Source organism: Hymenobacter sp. R533113 (genome assembly GCF_056835965.1).
Window position 1 is genome coordinate 269,184 of the sequence record NZ_JAKWBD010000011.1, and the last position, 18,553, is coordinate 287,736.

The 18,553-nt window shown below is 55.5% G+C and carries 18 protein-coding genes and 1 pseudogene; 10 read left to right on the forward strand and 9 right to left on the reverse strand.

Annotated features, from left to right (window positions below):
• Positions 1-52 precede the first annotated feature (52 nt).
• Positions 53-1,051 carry an N-acetylmuramoyl-L-alanine amidase family protein gene (locus MKZ35_RS08225; protein ID WP_482512746.1) on the forward strand — a complete coding sequence of 333 codons (999 nt, stop codon included), beginning with the start codon at positions 53-55 and terminating at the stop codon, positions 1,049-1,051.
• Positions 1,052-1,071: 20 nt separating this feature from the next.
• Here MKZ35_RS08225 and msrB read toward each other — a convergent pair whose 3' ends face one another.
• Positions 1,072-1,518: a peptide-methionine (R)-S-oxide reductase MsrB gene (gene msrB, locus MKZ35_RS08230; RefSeq protein ID WP_482512747.1), complete on the reverse strand. Its 447-nt coding sequence runs from the start codon at positions 1,516-1,518 to the stop codon at positions 1,072-1,074.
• A gap of 293 nt (positions 1,519-1,811) precedes the next feature.
• Here msrB and MKZ35_RS08235 point away from each other — a divergent pair, with 293 nt between their 5' ends.
• Both MKZ35_RS08235 and MKZ35_RS08240 read left to right on the forward strand, forming a co-directional pair.
• Entirely contained in the window at positions 1,812-3,041 is a 1,230-nt protein-coding gene (locus MKZ35_RS08235) for a multidrug effflux MFS transporter (protein WP_482512748.1), read from the forward strand.
• Between the two features lie 149 nt (positions 3,042-3,190).
• Complete coding sequence (locus MKZ35_RS08240) at positions 3,191-3,976, forward strand: oxygenase MpaB family protein (protein WP_482512749.1); 786 nt, start codon at positions 3,191-3,193, stop codon at positions 3,974-3,976.
• Positions 3,977-4,088: 112 nt separating this feature from the next.
• Here MKZ35_RS08240 and MKZ35_RS08245 read toward each other — a convergent pair whose 3' ends face one another.
• The 3 genes from MKZ35_RS08245 to MKZ35_RS08255 form a co-directional block, all read right to left on the reverse strand.
• A complete protein-coding gene (locus MKZ35_RS08245; protein WP_482512750.1) occupies positions 4,089-4,334 on the reverse strand; it encodes a hypothetical protein in 246 nt (81 codons plus the stop codon).
• Positions 4,335-4,709: 375 nt separating this feature from the next.
• Positions 4,710-5,474 carry a DUF2490 domain-containing protein gene (locus MKZ35_RS08250; RefSeq protein ID WP_482512751.1) on the reverse strand — a complete coding sequence of 255 codons (765 nt, stop codon included), beginning with the start codon at positions 5,472-5,474 and terminating at the stop codon, positions 4,710-4,712.
• A 322-nt stretch (positions 5,475-5,796) separates the two neighbouring features.
• Positions 5,797-6,642: a phytanoyl-CoA dioxygenase family protein gene (locus MKZ35_RS08255; protein ID WP_482512752.1), complete on the reverse strand. Its 846-nt coding sequence runs from the start codon at positions 6,640-6,642 to the stop codon at positions 5,797-5,799.
• A gap of 361 nt (positions 6,643-7,003) precedes the next feature.
• Here MKZ35_RS08255 and MKZ35_RS08260 point away from each other — a divergent pair, with 361 nt between their 5' ends.
• The 6 genes from MKZ35_RS08260 (at position 7,004) to MKZ35_RS08285 (ending at position 11,657) form a co-directional block, all read left to right on the forward strand.
• Positions 7,004-7,564 (forward strand): cupin domain-containing protein, encoded by a 561-nt coding sequence (locus tag MKZ35_RS08260; protein WP_482512753.1) that lies wholly within the window; start codon positions 7,004-7,006, stop codon positions 7,562-7,564.
• A 72-nt stretch (positions 7,565-7,636) separates the two neighbouring features.
• A complete protein-coding gene (locus MKZ35_RS08265) occupies positions 7,637-8,404 on the forward strand; it encodes a hypothetical protein (protein ID WP_482512754.1) in 768 nt (255 codons plus the stop codon).
• Between the two features lie 76 nt (positions 8,405-8,480).
• The gene (locus tag MKZ35_RS08270; RefSeq protein ID WP_482512755.1) at positions 8,481-9,038 is read left to right on the forward strand and encodes a nuclear transport factor 2 family protein; all 558 of its coding nucleotides are present in this window, start codon (positions 8,481-8,483) and stop codon (positions 9,036-9,038) included.
• Between the two features lie 379 nt (positions 9,039-9,417).
• Positions 9,418-9,873: a hypothetical protein gene (locus MKZ35_RS08275; RefSeq protein ID WP_482512756.1), complete on the forward strand. Its 456-nt coding sequence runs from the start codon at positions 9,418-9,420 to the stop codon at positions 9,871-9,873.
• A gap of 138 nt (positions 9,874-10,011) precedes the next feature.
• Positions 10,012-10,308, forward strand: coding sequence for a hypothetical protein (locus MKZ35_RS08280; protein ID WP_482512757.1), 297 nt, complete (start codon positions 10,012-10,014; stop codon positions 10,306-10,308).
• Between the two features lie 74 nt (positions 10,309-10,382).
• Positions 10,383-11,657 (forward strand): glycoside hydrolase 5 family protein, encoded by a 1,275-nt coding sequence (locus MKZ35_RS08285; RefSeq protein ID WP_482512758.1) that lies wholly within the window; start codon positions 10,383-10,385, stop codon positions 11,655-11,657.
• A 160-nt stretch (positions 11,658-11,817) separates the two neighbouring features.
• Here MKZ35_RS08285 and MKZ35_RS08290 read toward each other — a convergent pair whose 3' ends face one another.
• The 3 genes from MKZ35_RS08290 to MKZ35_RS08300 form a co-directional block, all read right to left on the reverse strand.
• Entirely contained in the window at positions 11,818-13,032 is a 1,215-nt protein-coding gene (locus MKZ35_RS08290) for a DEAD/DEAH box helicase (protein WP_482512759.1), read from the reverse strand.
• Positions 12,993-15,212, reverse strand: coding sequence for an SNF2-related protein (locus MKZ35_RS08295; RefSeq protein WP_482512760.1), 2,220 nt, complete (start codon positions 15,210-15,212; stop codon positions 12,993-12,995). The genes MKZ35_RS08290 and MKZ35_RS08295 overlap by 40 nt, the downstream gene beginning before the upstream one ends.
• Positions 15,213-15,351: 139 nt before the next feature.
• On the reverse strand, positions 15,352-16,257 hold the full coding sequence (locus tag MKZ35_RS08300; protein ID WP_482512761.1) for a bifunctional transcriptional activator/DNA repair enzyme AdaA: 906 nt from the start codon (positions 16,255-16,257) through the stop codon (positions 15,352-15,354).
• Between the two features lie 44 nt (positions 16,258-16,301).
• On the opposite strand from MKZ35_RS08300, the pseudogene MKZ35_RS08305 reads away from it, so the two are divergent.
• Positions 16,302-17,314, forward strand: a pseudogene (locus MKZ35_RS08305) (IS701 family transposase).
• 3 nt (positions 17,315-17,317) lie between these two features.
• Here MKZ35_RS08305 and MKZ35_RS08310 read toward each other — a convergent pair.
• Positions 17,318-17,500, reverse strand: a complete 183-nt coding sequence (locus MKZ35_RS08310) for an Ada metal-binding domain-containing protein (RefSeq protein ID WP_482512762.1) — start codon at positions 17,498-17,500, stop codon at positions 17,318-17,320.
• Positions 17,497-18,273, reverse strand: a complete 777-nt coding sequence (locus MKZ35_RS08315; RefSeq protein WP_482512763.1) for an isocitrate lyase/PEP mutase family protein — start codon at positions 18,271-18,273, stop codon at positions 17,497-17,499. Before MKZ35_RS08315 ends, MKZ35_RS08310 begins: the two co-directional genes overlap by 4 nt.
• Between the last annotated feature and the right edge of the window lie 280 nt (positions 18,274-18,553).

Below are 18,553 nucleotides of genomic sequence, written 5' to 3' on the forward strand. Positions count from 1 at the left end.
CACTTACCGGCCGTTACTTTTGCGTGCGCTTTCTCTTCTCCTAGTACTGCTTTTGGCTTCCGTTTTGGCTTTTAGCCAAGGCACCTACCGCCAAGTCACGGCCCGAGCCGGCGACGGCACCCACACTTTATTGCGGCGGTATGGCCTGAATCCGGCCACGCATTTGCGCGCTTTTCTGGCGTTGAACCGAGCAAACCTGAGCAAAAGCCAGGGGCTGATTGCCGGCAAAAAATACCGGCTACCTCCCGCTTCTGCCAGTTCAAGCACTAAGACGGCCAGTGCCCCGGCTTCTACCCGAGCAACCTCGGCGCTCATTTCGCGGGCGGAGCTGTTCGGCAACGGGTACGCCAATATTGCCGTGCGCGACCAACAGCTGCGGGGGGCGGTGCTGTACGTATCGGCTGGCCACGGTGGGCCCGATCCGGGGGCTATTGGGCAGTATGGCGGCAATGCGCTGGCCGAAGATGAGTATGCCTACGACGTGACGCTGCGGCTGGCCAGGGTCCTGATGGAGCATGGCGCTCAGGTGTATATGATTATCCAGGACCCCAACGATGGCATCCGCGACCAGGCTGTGCTCAAGGTCGATTACGATGAAGTGACATACCCTCGCCAGACCATTCCGCTCAACCAGCTGGCCCGGCTGCGCCAAGGCATCAATGCCGTAAATAAGCTGCACGCCCGGCACAAGGGCGCTTACCAGCGCCTGCTGACTCTGCACGTGGACAGTCGTAGCGCTGGCCAGAACATCGACGTATTTTTCTACCACAACTCCAACAGTGCGGCCGGCAAGCAGTTAGCCCAGCGCATTCACCAAACCTTTACCAACCGCTACCGCCGCGCCCAGCCCAACCGGCCCTACTCCGGCAATGTGTCGACGCGCAATTCGCTATACGTGGTGCGCAATAGCCTCGCACCGACCGTTTTTATGGAACTGGGCAACATTCGCAACGACAAAGACCAGCGCCGCTTCGTCATTCCTGATAACCGGCAGGCTTTAGCCAACTGGATCTGCGAAGGCATCATTGCTGATTACCGCTCCCGGCGTTAGGTCGAAATTTGCCCCCAGTCTTACGATTCGGTCCGAAGTAAGCTTGCTGAGTTCATGCAGTAGCGCAGCCCGCTCGGCTCGGGTCCATCGGGAAAAACGTGGCCGAGGTGAGCGTCGCAGACGTTGCAGAGTGCCTCCAGGCGCTGCATGTTGTGGCTATTATCAAAGGCATATTTGATGGCGTTTTTGGCAAGGGGCTGCGTGAAACTGGGCCAGCCGGATATGGCATGGTACTTCTCGGTGGAGCTGAATAACCGGCTGCCGCAGCCGATGCAGGCGTACACGCCCGGCTCGTAGGAGCGGCAGTAAGCGTTGCGATACGGCGGCTCAGTGCCTTTCTGCCGCATTACCTCAAACTGCGTGGGCGTCAGCTGGGCCTGCCACGCCGCCTCCGACTGCTCCAGTCTTCTGGGCGGCTCGGGGTTGCTGTATTTGGCAAATTTGAGTATGTCTATCCAGCGGAGCATCGGGCTTGTGGCAAGTAGATTGGGATGATGTTTCTGTTAAGCTTCATCAGCTACGGCCATTCTTCCGATAAGAATTAAAATATTTCGCTTAGTGAATTATCTGGTCTTCATGGCCGTTGCCTCATCTTATTCCTTCCCGAACTCCTAGCCTTTCACTTGGTTCTCTCGTATCCATTTATCGGCTTATCGGCCGGGGGCAGTTTGGTGCTTCTGCCAAGTTAGTCTGGCCATCAAACACACGCACATCTCCTCAGTGAAATTATAGGGGTCAAAAAAGCCCCCCAGTAGCATTTATGTCTAAGCAGCAGTATTTTTTTCTGATTCTGATTCTGGGTAGCCTTTCGGCGCTCGGCCCGTTTTCCATCGATATGTACCTGCCGGGCTTTCCGGCCATTGCCGAAGACCTGAACACGACGGCCGCCCGCGTGACCTTGTCCTTATCCAGCTTCTTTGTGGGTATCTCAGCGGGCCAGCTTTTGTACGGGCCCCTGCTCGACCGCTTTGGCCGCAAAAAACCGCTGTATGTTGGACTGGCCGTGTACGTGCTGGCCTCCATCGGCTGCGCCATGATTCAGACTATCGACGGTCTCATTTTCTTGCGGCTAATACAGGCCATCGGCAGCTGTGCGGCGGGCGTTGCCTCCGTGGCTATGATACGCGACCTGTTCCCGGTGAAAGACAGCGCCAAGGTCTTTGCCCTGATTATGCTGGTAATTGGCCTTTCACCCATGATTGCGCCCACCGCTGGCAGCTACGTAACGGCGGCTTTCGGCTGGCACGGCGTGTTTATTGTGCTTGGGGCAATGGGCTTGTTGCTGTTGGTTGCCACCTTTCTCTGGCTGCCCGAAACCTACAAGCCGGATGTGACTATGTCGTTGAAGCCCAAGCCTATCCTGACCAATTTCTGGTCGGTGCTACGGGAGCCGCAGTTTTACACCTACACGTTTACCGGCGCCATGTCGTTCTGTGGGCTCTTCGCTTATGTGGCGGGCTCACCGCTGGTATTCATGGAGATTTTTGGGGTAGATGGCCAAGTGTACGGGTGGATTTTTGCCTTCCTGTCCATCGGACTGATTGGCGCCAGTCAAGTAAATAGCTACATGCTACGCTACTACCAAAATGAACAACTGGTACATGCTGCCCTCATCTGTCAGGTACTAACCGGCGTGGTTTTTCTGGTGCTAATCAGCGGCGGCTGGATTGGCCTCTACGGGACTATTGCGATGCTGTTTGTCTTTTTGTGCTGCCTCGGCTTTAGCAGCCCCAATACGGCCGCGCTTTCCCTGGCTCCTTTTTCCCGAAATGCCGGCAGCGCCTCCGCCCTCATGGGTGCTATTCGGATGGCTATGGGCGCTCTGGCCTCTATGGCGGTCAGCATTTTCAGCAATGGCACGGCGGTGCCCATGGTGGCTATTATGGCCGTTACGTCGGTGCTGGCGCTGGTGCTTTTGCTAATGGGCCGCAAGCAGATTGCCGAGCAGGTAGAAGTATCTGCCGGGCACATGGCGGAGCCGGTGCATTAGTAACTTGCCGGGCAGTTTCCTGAGATTCTGCCCTGCCGAGCGCAGCATGACAGATCAGGCATCATTACGAAGGCTCATTTCGGTTAGCTATCAACTTCAAGCAGGAGCTATTTACTCGATTTTCCAGTTCTTGCTATATGGAATATTTTGTGCCGAAGCATTCTGTGGTGCGCACCATCTGGGGCAAGGCGGACACGGTGCTCTTCATTTTTGCCGGTGCGGCGGCGGAGTTTGCGCTGAACAAAGCCGTGGACTGGCTTTACTTTACCGGCCGCCTGCCCGCCGACCCGCTGGCGCGCTTATTCTCTACCGTAGAATACGCCCGCCAAATCGTATTTGCCCCCCAGCCCGCCGCCGAACGAGCTATTGATACCATTGCCGCCATCCACGCGGCCGTGGAAGTGAAGCGCGGCATGGCCATTCCCGACTGGGCCTACCGCGATGTGCTGTTCCTGCTTATCGACTATTCCGTCCGTTCGTTTGAGCTGTTGGAACGCCCCATGAGCACCTCCGAAAAAGAAGAGGTCTTCACCGTATTTACGCGTGTTGGTCAGCGCATGGGCATCCCCAATTTGCCCCCCACCTACCCCGATTGGCTGGTAGTGCGGCAGGAGCATTTGTCTTCCAACCTCGAGCACAGCCGCTTCACCAACGATCTGTACCGGCAGTATCGCAAGCATCTGGGGCCGATACGGTACTGGCTGTTACTACAAGCCCAACGCTTAGTAGTGCCGGCTACCGTGCGCGACTTGCTCCATTTGGGCACTAAGTCGTGGCTGCGGCCGGTCGTTTCGGTGTACCGTCAGACTCAGCATTTGTCTCTAAGCCAGTGGGTGAAAGCTGCGCTGTTGCCTCCGGCATATAAAGCTAAGATTCAAGCCCTGGACCGCGAGCCGGCCGAGTTCGCCCGGCCCGCTGTTCACTTGTCTCAGTAAGAAACGTGGTTGCCGAGCTTGTTTCGCGGCGGGTTATTTACACAAAAAGCCCCAGCGGTTGCTGGGGCTTTTTCGTGCGTTAAGGCACGACTTATCACGCGTGCCTTGCTTTTTACTTTTTCCTATTCATTAGCCAGTTGGCTACCGCAGCTACCGTCACGGTGCTGGCTGCGGCCACGGCGGCCACTACTTTGTGGCCATCGGGAGTGGTGGGCGAATTGACCAGGTCCTGATACTTTTTCAGTGGGTTGGTTTCAGTGGATTGGTCCTGTGACGCGGTAGCCTGAGACAAAGCGGTAGACTCGGAGCTGTCTGTCGACTGCTGCTGAGAATTATCGGTTGTTGAGGTATCGTTCATAAAAGCAGGTTTAGAGTTGTGTTGCGTTAAATTAACCTTGCGCCTATCGCGGGCGAAGCAGGCCGTCAGCAGCAAACCGCCGCTAAGTATTACGAATACATATTTTACACGCACTACCATTGTCGGGAGTGAAATAAACGCAAATACCAGCAGTATGGTTGGTAAAATATACCAAGCAATTCGCAATGGATGCCTCTAATGTTGAGCTTATTGCATCTGCTGCCAAGGGCCAGCTACTCATAAAGGCAGCTATCTGGCCGGCCGATGCAGTCAGTTCATTTGTCTGAATCAGATGGCACAAAAGCCCGCCGCTTGCTGCGTACGCTCACCCAAAAAGCCCCCCAGACAGATCACCTTCTGATGAAGCACATCTGCCTACTCAGGCCGCGTAAAATCAAGGTCATAAACCACGTCTAGGCGAAAGCCGTTGTTGTTCTCAAACACCGACTGCTGGGTATCGGGAGCTGGCTCGGCGTGTTGAGTCCACTGATTTAAGTAGTTCAGCTCCAGCCTCCAGTTGTCGCGGAACTGATAGCCCAGGCCGCCGGAAACACGATTTTGATTGAACACATTCCGGCCCACGTTCGAGCCGAAACCGATAAACACTTCGTCAAAAAAGGTGAAGTAGAATTCGCCGTCGTCGAGGCTGGAACCTTGCAGCGGTATTTCGCCGGCTACCTGGTAGCGGGCGCGGTTCTGGTATTGCCAGCTGGCAACCCGTTTCGGGTTGCTTTCGGCCAGCTGCCCCAGCCAGCGCTGCTCCAGCCGGAACCGGTGCGAGAGCTGGAGCCGGCCGTAGTTGCTGGCCAGCGTCACATCTTCGTAAGCTCGATTCTCGGGGGTGGCCTCCCCCAGGCTAGCCGTCGGGTAGCCACCGTAGGGAAAGGTGGTCAGCTGGGTGTAACCACCCGAAAACGTCACCTGCTCGGTCAGGGTGTACACCAGGCCCAGACGCGAAAGCAGCTGCTGCCGGCCCAGACCGAGGCGCGTGCGACGCCATTGCAGCTCGGTGTGCACAGCCCAGTTTGCGCCTATTTGGTGGTCGCCATTATACGTAAGCCAACCAATAGAATTGCGGTCCACGATGCGCTCGGCTGACTGCCCCCACGCCGGGTTTGCTAGTAGACTGGATAGCAACAAGACAGCAAGCCTTAAAGCTTGATGGTAGGTAAGCGACATTGCTTCTTCAGGACGGGGAGATGAAACGTACGGCTTCAATTAGGTATCTGTTCAGAACCTGAGCTGTTGACTTCCTTTAGAAGCTGTTTCGCAATGCATTGTGGACGTGTTTTGGGCCTGGCATCTGCGTCTGCGTAACTTACCAGTTGAGAAAAACAACGGTCGCCAACCACCCCTAGCCCATACTGCTTCATGCCAATGCTTGATGTGCGAAATTCAGCGGAGGAGGGGAACTAGCTTTCTAGGCTATAGAATTTCTGGCTTAGAATAAAAGCGCGCCCCTTTACGCCTCACCCATCATCAACCCTTCAATCGTGTGGCCTTGCACGATGGATTCCAGCTCATCGACCAAGCGGCAGGTTAGGTGCTGCTTAAGGGTTTCGGGGAGGGTAGCGTAGAAGGCATGGGTTATTTGCAGGTCGTGGCGCTCGGCGTTGTTGGCGGTGGGAGCATCTACACCGAGCACCAGCGCGGGGCGCGACTTGGTGGAATAGTTGGCCGTGCCGCGGTGCATGGTGAGGGCCGAGCGAGCCGATATGTCGCCCATCTGCGGATATTTGCGCTGGGCGCGCTGCTCATAGCGGGGGCTATTGGCTTTAGGCGGAAACATATCGTGCTCAAAACCAAGGGGCAAATCCCACTGGGTGCCGGGAGCAATTTCGAAAGGGCCCATATCCTCGGTCACATCCACGGTGGTGAGGTTGAAGGCCAGTGAATTAAGGCGGCGGCCGATAATCGTGTCGTCGGGGGCGGGAAAGTCGCGGTGCCAGGGCTGGTTCATGGCCCCAGGATTGGGCACGTCGAAGCCGATTTCCACGATTTTGTATTCTGGTCCGAGCACGGCCTCACAAACCGCTATTACCCAAGGATGAGTGGCCAGCTCCACGAAGCCGCGAATGTCTTCGGGGTGGATCTCGACGTAGTGGCGTTTGGGGCCGCGGCCCAGCGCACCACCGGGGCGCTTCAGGGCCGCTTCGTACAGCACGGCAATATCTTCGCCGAGCTGCTGCGCCCATTTACGAGTGAAGGCACTTTTGAGCCCAATGATACCATCGCCGTACAGCCCACCCATGATCGGCGCTGCTTCGTAGGTGAGCCTTGTGCTGGTGTTTATCTGCTCTGTTTCCATACTGCTCTGCTTTCCGAATAATTAAGCCTGACATCTATTGGCATCGTCCGGCATTGAGTACGGGCGCTTGCCTTTGAGCTATACGCATTTCCTGGCGCATCCAGCGTGTTTATAGAGCAATTCCTTAGCCTATCATTGCCTTAAGGCCAGTCAGACACTTAGAGTTCTGAGCAATAAAGTAAGCCGCTTCGCCAGAACTGCCGGGCAACTCAGATAATCAGTGTTCTAAATAATAAATATGGTATATTCAACTGACAGCTAGAGCGGTATAGTGAAATCACCAGCCCGCATGGCAGTGTCAGTTAGCGGCTAGGCTGCTTGCAGGCAAACCAGACCGCACTATCTTTCAACCCTACTCGCTATGGAGCGCAGACGCTTTATTCAAACATCGCTGGCCGGCCTGCCATTCGTAGCTGGGGGGCAAATACAGCTCGTTTCCGACCCAATAGGCAAAGGCTTTAAGGTAAGCGCCGGCGAAGGTCGACTTCACGGCCACATGCAGCTGCTGGGCGTCAACTCCAACATTCTGGACCTCAAGGTATCGGGCAAAGACACCAACGGCGGCTTAGCCATTTTTGAGCAGACCAGCCTCTCGCCCGGCCGAGGTACGCCTCTGCATGTGCACTTCAAGCAGGACGAGGTGTTTTATGTGCTGGACGGCGAATATTACTTCCAGGTAGGAGAAGATAAATACTCGCTTAAAACGGGCGAAAGCATCTTCCTGCCCCGGCAGGTTCCCCATGCCTGGACCCAGGTGAGCGCAACCGGCCGCATGGTGGTGACATTTCAGCCCGCTGGAAAACTGGAAGAGTTTTTTATGACGTTGGCGGCTTTAAAAACGGAGCCTACGCCCCAGGAAATTGCCAAAATATTTGCTGCTAACGAGATGAAAGTAGTGGGCCCGCCCCTGAAAATTGGCTAAACCCGAAACAGTAGTACACCTTAAAATACCTCGGCTAAACATCTTTATTCCAGTCATTTACTATTCTCTAGCATGAAAGCCCTAACAGTCTTGCTTCTATTGGTTCTGGCAGCCTTCACGACTCACGCTAAATGTTATTCGAGTCGAATCACATGCTGGCCTCTTGGCAAGACAATTCAGCAAAGCGCGGTCTTTGTGATTGATGGCTATGACGAGAGCCAGGTGATAATCAAAGGCCTCCGCACTACCCATACAGCTTTTTTATTATCCGGAACCCAGCTAGTCCCTCTTGAAGTGCAGCAGATACTAGTGGGTGAATATCACTTGACGCAAGCCGTTCTGAAGCCCAAACAAAAGCTGAAAATAGGGAAACAATACGAGCTGATAATTTATGATGCCCGAGAACGCGCAAAAGCAGACGGCATCAGCAATATAATTCTTGCACACAATAGCAGCCGAATCGTTTACACGGTAGTAGCCGGAGTAGATAACGTAGCACCTGTGTGGAAAGCTATGCCCCGAGAAATGGCGAAGCGCTACGAACAAATGGGGTGCGGGCCAGAGGTAGCCGTTGATTTTTATGGCGTAGTGCAAGACCAATCGTATTGCTTGATAAAAGCGACCGTCAAGAACTTAGCTAGCGGCAAGACAACTGCTTACTATTTGCCGTTTGCTACCAAGAATATTCTCTCACTTGGGCATGGCATGTGTGCCGGGGCATTTGCTTTGGAAAAAGGAAGGAATTTTTCCGTGACATTTACCTTAATGGATGCCTCCGGAAACACTGCGAATTGGCCTGGCAAACCCATTTTGTTTACAGCTCCTGCTATTTCAGGCTAGCTTGTTCTGCCTTGCTTTGCAGAGAGGCAGCAGCTTTTCAAAGCATAGTAGTAGTAAAAAAGCCCCCCACTATTCTATGGAGGTTCGTTTCTACCTATCACGCGCCCACCACTTATTTACCACAAATTTTCGCCCGGCTATAGGTGCAGTAATGCTCGGTACAGCGTTGCTCCTGGCAGCTGGAGCCTGCTCCACGAGCAAACCCGCGCCGCCACCCGCCGCCACGCAGTCGCCCGCCGATAAGGACTTGTATACCACCATAGGCCGCCTCGACAGCGCCATGTTCGCGGCCTTCAACCGCCACGACGCGGAGCAGTTGCAAACCTTCTTCGCTGAAGACCTCGAATTCTACCACGACAAAGGCGGCCTGGCCGATTTCCGCAAAACGATGGAAGGCTTCCGGAGTCTGTTTGAACAGAATAAAACGACCGGCCTGAACCGGCAGCTGGTGCCCGGCAGCCTGGAGGTGTATCCCATTCCGGGCTACGGGGCGGTAGATGCCCATCTGCACCGATTCTGCCACGTCGAGAATGGCAAAGACGACTGCGGCACCTTCAAAAACATGATGGTTTGGCGACTAAAAGACGGTCAGTGGAAAGTAACGCGCGTCGTCAGCTACGACCACGCCCATTGAGTATGTAGGGAAAACCACTAGTTGTTAGCCCAGGCTACATTTCTCTAAAAGCCCCCAGGGCTACATCAGCAACCTGAGAAACTGTAGTAATAGCTATTTTCTACAGGTTAGCCAATTGCATCTCAACTGGCGCGAGTTTAGCGCAGCATACTTGTGACTGACCTTAGCGTGGAGGTTGTACCTTCACTGCCGCGTGAGCGGCAATTAGGGACCGCACCATTATTGAGTAGTCAAAATCGTTCTGATGGGTGAGGCTGCGCCCCACAGCAAAACCTGCACGAGTTACGCTGCGCTAAACTCGCGCTAGTTGAGAGCACTAGTGACTAAAATTTTTACGAATATTTTTATAAAAACTCTATCTAAAATAAATAAGCTAATCATGGCATCAGTAGAAAATCTTACAAAAAGTGTTGTAGTAAATTTTGGTATAATCGAGGTCGCATCAGCCGTCCAAAAGTTCCCAGCTTATTTTGATAAAGCATACACGCTAAGAACTATCAACGATGTAATGAATATATACACGTTCAGTGCCTTAGAAACACTTTCAATTGGTGTATACATCGATATAACCTTAAAGAGCTTAACTGCCGACAAAACAGACATACATATAGAAATACGACGCAAAGTTGGTTCATTCGACGAAGCGCACGAAGTTGAAAATGCTAATACACACATGAGTAATGTGCTTGAGGCCATAAGCGCTTTTTTGAAAAACCCGAATCATAACGCACCTGCAAAGTCGGCTGGCTCAGTAAATGATAATCGCTACGTAACCCCTGTATTAGTTGTACTAGTCGTTCTCGTTGGGCTCTACTTGGTGTTCTTCGCTGGTTGATTTTCTAGTAATAAAGCAAAGTCAACAGCTCCCAACTAGCGCTAGTGTAGCACAGCCAACGGTTCAGCTACGCCGTATAGCCGCCTAGCAGCTGCTGCCTCTTCAGCGGCCCTTTCTCACCCTCTAGGCACAACCGCTATGGACCCCAAAACGCCCCCCAGGCAGACTAATCCGGCTGATAATACGCTACCCACGAAAGGCACCGCCGATACCCAGAGCGCCGACGCCCCTACCGTTACCAACCAGCCCCGCCCCAATAGCGCCCCCACGGCCGCGCCACCCGCAACAGCTGACGCCGAGGATACCACGCCCACCACGGAAAGCGAAGCCGCGACGGAAACTCCCACCGACCCCACCGCAGCCGGTACGCAGTCCGACATGGGCGGCGACACGGACCCCGGCGCCAGCAATACCAGCAACGACGAGCCGCTGTAGCAGCTGGTGAATAACCGCACAGGCTGTATAGCGGCCGGATCCAGCTAGCTTCACCCGAAAAGCCCCCAGACCTTATGAAGCTCCTCCTCTGCCTTTCTCTGCTCGCACTTACCTCCGTAGCCTGCGCCCAGACTGGCCCCGTTAAGGTTGAAGTCAAGCAAGTGAACGGCCGCTATGAGCTGCTACGGGGCGGGCAACCTTACTTCATTAAGGGAGCCGGTGGGGGGCAATTTCCGGAGCGCATCAAGGCTTGCGGGGGCAACTCTATTCGTACCTGGGCTACCAACGATGCCGGCAAGGTGCTGGCCGACGCCAATAAACACGGCCTCACCGTGATGATGGGCTTGTATGTAACCCCCGAGCGCCACGGATTCGACTACAACAACCCCCAGGCCGTGGCCGAGCAGCTTCGGAAGCTGCGCGCCGAGGTGGTGAAGTACAAAGACAATCCGACCGTTTTATTCTGGGGTATCGGCAATGAGCTGAACCTGGAGTACACCAACCCGAAAGTCTGGGATGCCGTGCAGGAGATTGCCCAGATGATTCACGAAGTGGACCCCAACCATCCTACCAGCACTGTGTTGGCCGGCCTCAACCAAAAGGAAGTAAACTACATCAAGGCCAGGTGCCCGGCCGTCGATATTCTCGGCATCAACACCTACGCCGGGCTGGCTGCCCTGCCGCGGCAGGTGCGCGACATGGGCTGGACCGGCCCTTACGTGGTAGCCGAGTGGGGACCGACGGGCCATTGGGAAAGCCCCGTCACGCCCTGGAAAGCGTCGGTGGAGGAAACCAGCAGCCAGAAAGCCGCCGTGTACCAGAGCCGCTACGAGGCCTCCATTGCCAAGGACAAAACGCAGTGCCTGGGCACCTACGTGTTTTTGTGGGGCCAGAAGCAGGAGCGCACGCCTACCTGGTACAGCCTCTTCACGGAGGATGGCAAGGAATCGGAAGTGGTGGATGTAATGCAGTATCTGTGGAGCGGCAAGTGGCCCCAAAATCGGGCCCCGCACCTGGGGGGCTTTTTGCTGGATGGCAAGCAAGCCACCGACAACATCTACCTGCAAGCCGGCCAAAGCTACCCCGTCGTGGCCACCGTCACCGACCCCAACAAAGACCCGCTCACCTACCGCTACGAGCTGCTCCCCGAAAGCACTGACCTCAAATCCGGCGGCGACCGGGAAAGCCGCCCGGTTGCTATTCCGGGCCTAATTCCAGCCGGCGCCAAAGACCAAACCAAGCTCACCGCCCCAGCGAAGGAAGGCGCGTATCGGTTATTTGTGTATGCTTATGATGGGCATGATAACGTAGCTACGGCGAATATTCCGTTTTATGTGAAGGGGAAGTAGCATTCCTTACAAGCATTAAAGCAAGTGCTGTAAAACCTTCCGAACGTCATGCAGAGCGCAGCGAAGCATCTCGCGTGTTTAGCTGGATTACTACTCTTACTACCGCGAGCGAGATGCTGCGCTGCGCGCTGCATGACGTTCGGAAGGTTAGCAATTAACCTCAACTAAACAACGTCAGCAGCTCCTGCTTCGTCAGCGACTTTACTAGCGAGGTATCGGTTTTGATTAGCTCGTAGGCCAGCTCCCGCTTGGCCTCCTGGAGCTTCATAATTTTCTCCTCAATTGTATCGGGGCAGATGAGGCGGACGGCCACTACTTTTTTGGTTTGGCCGATGCGGTGGCTGCGGTCGATGGCCTGGTTTTCCACGGCGGGGTTCCACCACGGGTCAACGAGGTAGACGTAGTCGGCTTCGGTGAGGTTCAGGCCGGTGCCGCCGGCTTTCAGGCTGATGAGAAACACGCGCACCAAATCGTCTTCCTGGAACGCGGTGACGGCCGCGGCGCGGTTGCGGGTTTGGCCGGTGAGGTACTGGTAAGTAACGTTGCGCTGGTCGAGCTCACGCCTGATGAGGTTGAGCATGCCCACGAACTGCGAGAAGATCAGGATTTTGTGCTGGGGGGCTTTTGTGCTGATTTCTTCCAGCAATACTTCCAGCTTGGCCGACGCCGAACCGTAGTATTCCTGCTCGCGCAGCAAGGCCGGCGCATCGCAGATCTGGCGCAGCTTGGTGAGGCCCTGCAAAATGTGCAGACTGCTTTTGCCGGGCGCTTCCTCAAGCAAGCCCATCAGCTTCGCCCGATACTCCTGCTTGCAGGCCTCGTACACCCGGCGCTGCTCGGCCCCCATCTCGCAATAAAGCACCATTTCCGTTTTGTCGGGCAGCTCGGCGGCCACCTGGGCCTTGGTGCGCCGCAGCACGAACGGGTTGATTTTGCGTTGGAGCGCCCGCGCCCGCTTCGCGTCTTTAAACTTATCAATGGGCGCGGCATACAAGTCCTGGAAATGCTGTCGGCTACCCAGCAGGCCGGGGCAAGCGAAGGAAAGCTGTCCGTACAAATCGTAGGTACTATTCTCGACGGGCGTACCGGTAAGCACCACGCGGTTGCGAGCCTGGAGCAAACAAGCAGCCTGGTAGCGCTGAGAATCAGGGTTTTTGATGGCCTGAGCTTCATCCAGAAACACGTAGTTGAAGCGATACTCCCGCAGCCAGCGAATGTCCGACACGACGGTATTGTAGGTCGTCAGCACGATATCGGCGTTGTCAAACTCCCGCGTATGGAGACCCCGGTCGGCGCCGTGCAGGACGTGGACGCGCAGTGTGGGCACAAACTTTTCTACCTCCGCCAGCCAGTTGAACACCAGGGAGGTTGGCACCACGACCAAGTTAGTGCCTGGGGGGCTTTTTCGCGCTGAAGCAGGATAAAGGCCAGCACTTGCAGGGTTTTGCCCAAGCCCATATCGTCGGCCAGGCAACCGCCGAAGTTGAAAGTATCGAGGAAGTTCAGCCAGTTCAGGCCCTGGTGCTGGTAGTCGCGCAGGGTAGCACGCAAGTCGGGGGGCAAATTCACGGGCTTGATGCCGGCAAAATCGGCCACGGCGGCTTTGTAGCAGGCTAATTGGTTTTGGGCGTTCGGTAGCAGTGCCTCCGGTTCATATAGCTCTTCCAAGGTGGCGAAGTTGACGCTGGGTGTTCGGATGAGGTCCTCTACCACTTCGCCCGCCGCGAAGTAAGCGGCAAATCTTTCGACCCATTCCTGGGGCAGAATACCGCGGGTGCCGTCGTCGAGCTGCACGTAGCGGCTCTTGTTGCGGATGGCTTTGTGCAGATTGCGCATAGATGCTTCCTGCTTGCCAAAGCGCACCCGCAATACCGTATCAAACCAATTATTCTCGCCCGTCACACACACCGTTACGTGGGCTTTATTGGGGTTGAAGGTATTGCTCTTGAGCTGATTAAAGCCCAGAATGGTGATGCCCAGGTTGCGCCAGTCTTCGAACGCATCCAAAAACCATTCTTCCTGCAAAAACTGTGTTTTTGGCACGTACAAACTCTCCTGACTAAGCTGCTCCTGAAAGTCGGGATAATGGCGCAGCAAAGCCGCTAAAAAGCGGTTTTCAGCCGCCGCATCCCGCGCCAGCACAAAGGCCCGGCCCAGCTCATCAGTGGCGTATAGCTGCCGGCGCGACAGGATAGAAACTTCGGTCGGACCGTAGCGCATCACCGGCAACAGCTCCACATGGGCACCGGCATCGGAGAGATAAAGCAGCAGTTCTGGGGCGTCATTGAAATCGCTCTCCGCCAGTTGCTTAGGCGTAGCGAGCCGCATATACCCGTAGGTGACGTGCAGGCGGTTTTCCAGGTTGGCCAGCACATCGCGCTGAAACTCAATGAACTTCGCTTGGTGAATCAGGAGGGTGTTGTTGCGCTTCTGAAAAAACTCAACCACCCGCCACACATCCAGGTCATCGAGCAAGTACAGCGCCCCGTGCACGGCCACAAAATACTCGTACTGAATGGTTAGGCCTTTCAGGTCAAAGGGCTGGTCGTGGAGCCAGAGCTTGCCGCTGATCTGGTAATAATCACCCTGTTGCTCGACGAGAATTCGCAGGTCCAGCTTGGTATGGCGGAGTTTCACTGGGGTAATCGACTGAGCCGTGATATTGTCCGAAACACTCGTATTGTGCGCATAAACTGGCAATCCGGCGGGGTTATGCACCACGGCCCGCAAGGCACTGATGGCAGCGCTGGAGCGGGTGTCTTCGTAGTTGCGCTGAAAGTGGGAAATGGCGGTGTAAAACTTGACCTCGTCGGGGTGCTGAAGCTGCCAGATGCCATCCAGCGGATTGATGACAGTCACCGGGTTTTTGACTTTGCCCGTAGCCGTCATAGCCGCCTCCGCCAGGTAAATAGTCAGGTGGCCGTAATAGCGGTGCTTACTCAACACCAGCAACTGCTGGCTGGGGGGCAAATCAGCGGCTGGGCCTTGTTTCGTGGGCAGCAACTGGGTGATCAATTCGTGCTTGGTAGTGGCCGTAACCGCGTATAAGCCGGGTTGCCGAGGCATCGCGCTTACCGATGACGGGCGAGTATATATCAGCTCAAAATGCGCATCGAGGTCTTCCGCCTGCTCCAGGCCATAATCGCGGGCCAGGGCACGCAGATAGGCGTGGCGGGCGGGTTTGTCGAAGAACAGGCGCAGTTCCTTGCGTTGCAAAATGCTGAGCAGCACCAGCTCCTGATGCTCGCACAGACTAGTTTTCGGAGTAGTACAGGCGCAGGACAACACCAGGTCCGACCCGTTTTGCTGCACAATCACCGTTGGAAACCGCAACTCGCTGGCCGCGTGCGCCAAGCTGGTAAATGTGCCGTTATCCAGCACCAGCATTTCGGGCTGAATAGAAGCCAGCGTGCGGCTATCCGTAGGCGGCAGCCCGGCGCAACGCTGCGCCACCGTAGCGCTGGTCAGCTCGGCCAGGGTCAGGCCCGGCAGCACGTACTTGTGCGGATGCGGCCCGGCCGCTGGCAAAGAAGAAGAATCCTGAGAATGTAACATGCGGTGCGTAGCCCGGAATACGCTGGCAGGCCACTACGCAAAGGTAGAGCCCACCGGGTTGCGGGCTGCCTCCAATAAATGCCCCCCAGATCTGGGCTGGTGTGGTACTACGACTCCAAAGCCGTGGTACCACACTGGTCTAGATTACTAAAGCTGGTTGCGGGCTTTGAGCTTCCAGATTGAGTAACCATTTCTTTCTCCACAGCCCGCCGCCGTAGCCGGTCAGCTGGCCGTCGGAGCCAATAACCCGGTGGCAAGGCACCAGAATAGAGATTCGGTTCGTACCATTGGCCGCCGCAACGGCCCGCACCGCGCCGGGCCGTTGCAGGGCCGCTGCCTGCTGTTGGTACGAGCGGGTAGCGCCGTAGGGTATCGTTTGCAGAGCTTGCCATACGGCTTGCTGAAAGTCGGTGCCGGGCGTAGAAAGTGGCACGGAAAACTCCCGCCGCCGGCCCGCGAAGTACTCGTTGAGCTGAAGCTCCAGCAGGTCGAAGTGCGGATTAGCGCCTTGCACAATAGTAGCGTTCAGCAGCTTGGCTATGGCTTGCAGCTCAGTCTCCAGCATCTTCCGATCCGTGAATTCGAGCAGGCAAATACCCTGGGCTACGGCGCAGGCAATCATGGTTCCCAGCGGGGTTTCCAGGCGAATAAGATCAATCACCTGCTGTTGCTTGCTATTGGATGGCGCTACGCCAAACACAGATTTAAAAGAATCCTGAAAGCCGCTCAGCGACTCGTAGCCGGCCTCAAAGGCAGTAGTCGTCACGGAGTCGCCGCGCTGGAGTTTTTTAAAGGCGGCATTGATGCGCACCATGCGCTGATACGCATGAAACGTAAGGCCGTGATTTTTCAGAAACCACCGGCGCAAAGTACTCGGCTCCACGCCTTTTGCCCGCAGCTGTGCGTCCTGCAATTTGACCGATGGATTGGCGTGCATTGCCCGCAGCAGCTCCTGGATATGGGCGGGGGTTTCGCCCAACTTTTCCAGCGGATTACACACTTTACACGGCCGGTAGCCGTGCAGGATAGCCTGTTTTGTTGTCATAGGACTTACGCACTTAGTAGTAACTTGAGAAAAAGCCTGGCTTTATGGTGACGCAAGCGACTTACATCGAGTACCTGCTTAGTACGCCCCGCAATTATACGTGTACGCACTTGGCCGAGCACCTGTCGCAGGTGAGCCACGATCAAGTGAACCGATTTCTGCGCCGCAGCTCGTTTTCGCCCACGCAGTTGCGCGAGTTGGTCTTGCCCTTGCTCCACGACTCGCCGGAGGCCTTTTTGCTGGTCGATGATAGCGTGCAGGACAAGCGCTACAGTCGCTTCATTGAAGTAGCCAAACGCCAGTATTCGGGCAACGAACATGGCCTGGTCACCGGCATCTGCCTGGTTAACCTGGTCCACAGCAGCGGACAGGCCGGGGATTTTCTGCCCCTGGACTACCGCGTCTATGCCCCGGAGCTGGATGGCCTGACCAAAAACGAGCATTTCCAGGCCATGTTCGCCCACGTCGTGGCGGAAAATAAAATTCAGGCCCGCACGCTCCTGTTCGATGCCTGGTACAGCGGCAGCGACAACCTGAAGCTGATTCAGCGGGCCGGTTGGACGTTTTTCACGACCCTGAAAAGCAACCGGTTAGTGAGTGCCAGCAAAGAGGGGGCTACCAGTCCCTGGCCGACGTAGCCCCGCCGCCGGGTGGGTGGAGCACCGGCTTGGAAGTACGCTTGCAGAAGGTGCCGTTTGCGGTGCGCTTGTTCCGGCTGGTCGCCCCAAACGGCGACATTGAATGGGTCGTGACCAACAACTTCGCCTTTACGCTTACCCAACCGCTGGTCGAGGCCACCACCCGCACCCGCTGGCAGGTGGAAGAGTTTCACCGCAGCTTCAAGCAGCTGACCGGGGCCGAGAAATGCCAGTGCCGCCGTGCCCAGGCCCAGCGCAACCATCTGGCCTGCTGCTACCTGGCGTGGGTGTCCCTGCGCGAGTTTGCCCGATCAACGGCCCAAACGATTTATCAGGCCCACCAGCACCAATGGGCTCCCTACTTGAGCCAGCTGCTCGCCAAGCCCCTCATTCCTGCCCTGCTCCCCGCAAGTGCGTAAGTCCTATGTCAGAAAAAACTCGACGTTATCCGGCTTCGGCTTGCGGGCTCTGCACGTAGGTCGGCAGAAGATTCCCGTCGTCTTGACGGCGGCAATAAACGTCCCTTCGTAGGCAACGTTTTTCTCGACCAGGGCACGATAATATTCCTGGCTCCAGGACCTCGTTTTCTCAGGCGCGGCTTTCATTGAAACAAGGCGTTAAAGCTTTGCTCGTGCTGAATACCAGCGCTCATTTTCTCTTGCTGCTTCGCCAAAAACTCGAACATAAAATTTCCCGTGCTTATGCGCTTCACCCCGGCTTTCGCTAGCTCATCAAACGCGGGCAAATCGGGCATACACATCACATTTACAGGTAGTTTCGTTTGTTGACAAAACGCTTGCATGTGAGGCAAGCTAGTGAGGCCAGGAATAAACAGGCCATCAGCGCCGGCGTCTTCGTAGGCGCGCATTCTGGCCGTTGTCTGGGCTACACGCTCTTCTATTTGCAGCAAATGAGTGTCCGTGCGGGCGTTGACAAACAGATCAATGCCGTGGTTGATACAGAAGGTTTTAAGCTGTTCCAAAGTGCGGGCAAAAACGGGCGCATCAACTAATTTTCTGCTGTCTTCAACTACAGAGTCCTCTATGTTAATTCCGATTACGCCCACCTGCTGTAGCTGCTCGATATGAGAGCAAATAACAGCTGCGCTACGGCTGTAGCCAGCCTCCATATCTACTGAAACGGGTACCGTAGCCACCGCACATATTCGCCTGACTACAGCCAGCAATTCGTCGAAAGTAAGCTTCTCCCCATCGGCGTAGCCCAACATACTGGCCATAGCGGCACTGGAAGTGGCAATGGCCTTAAAGCCGCTTTCCTGACAGATAATGGCGCTCCGGGCATCCCATACGTTGGGCAGCAAAAGCGGCTCGGGGAGATAATGTAGTTGTTTAAAGACGTGGTAGTTGGAGGAGTTCATCGTTTTTTTGAACGAAGGTAGACCGCACACCAAGGGTCAGCAACCGGAAATTGAACACCTATTTTTTTGTGCAATAATTTTTAAGTCTGAGAAGCTGTTTGCGCTAATTCTTCAGGCAACCAAACGAGGTAGAGACGCAATAGTTGGCGTCTCCTCGCGCGGGAATCGTACAATGACAAGACGCGAAATGGTGCATTCCTCCATTATTTCCGCCCATTCGACAGTTAACTCAACCTGCTTCTGAGTGTCGAGGCTAGTCGCGTTGATAGATTCGGGCAGT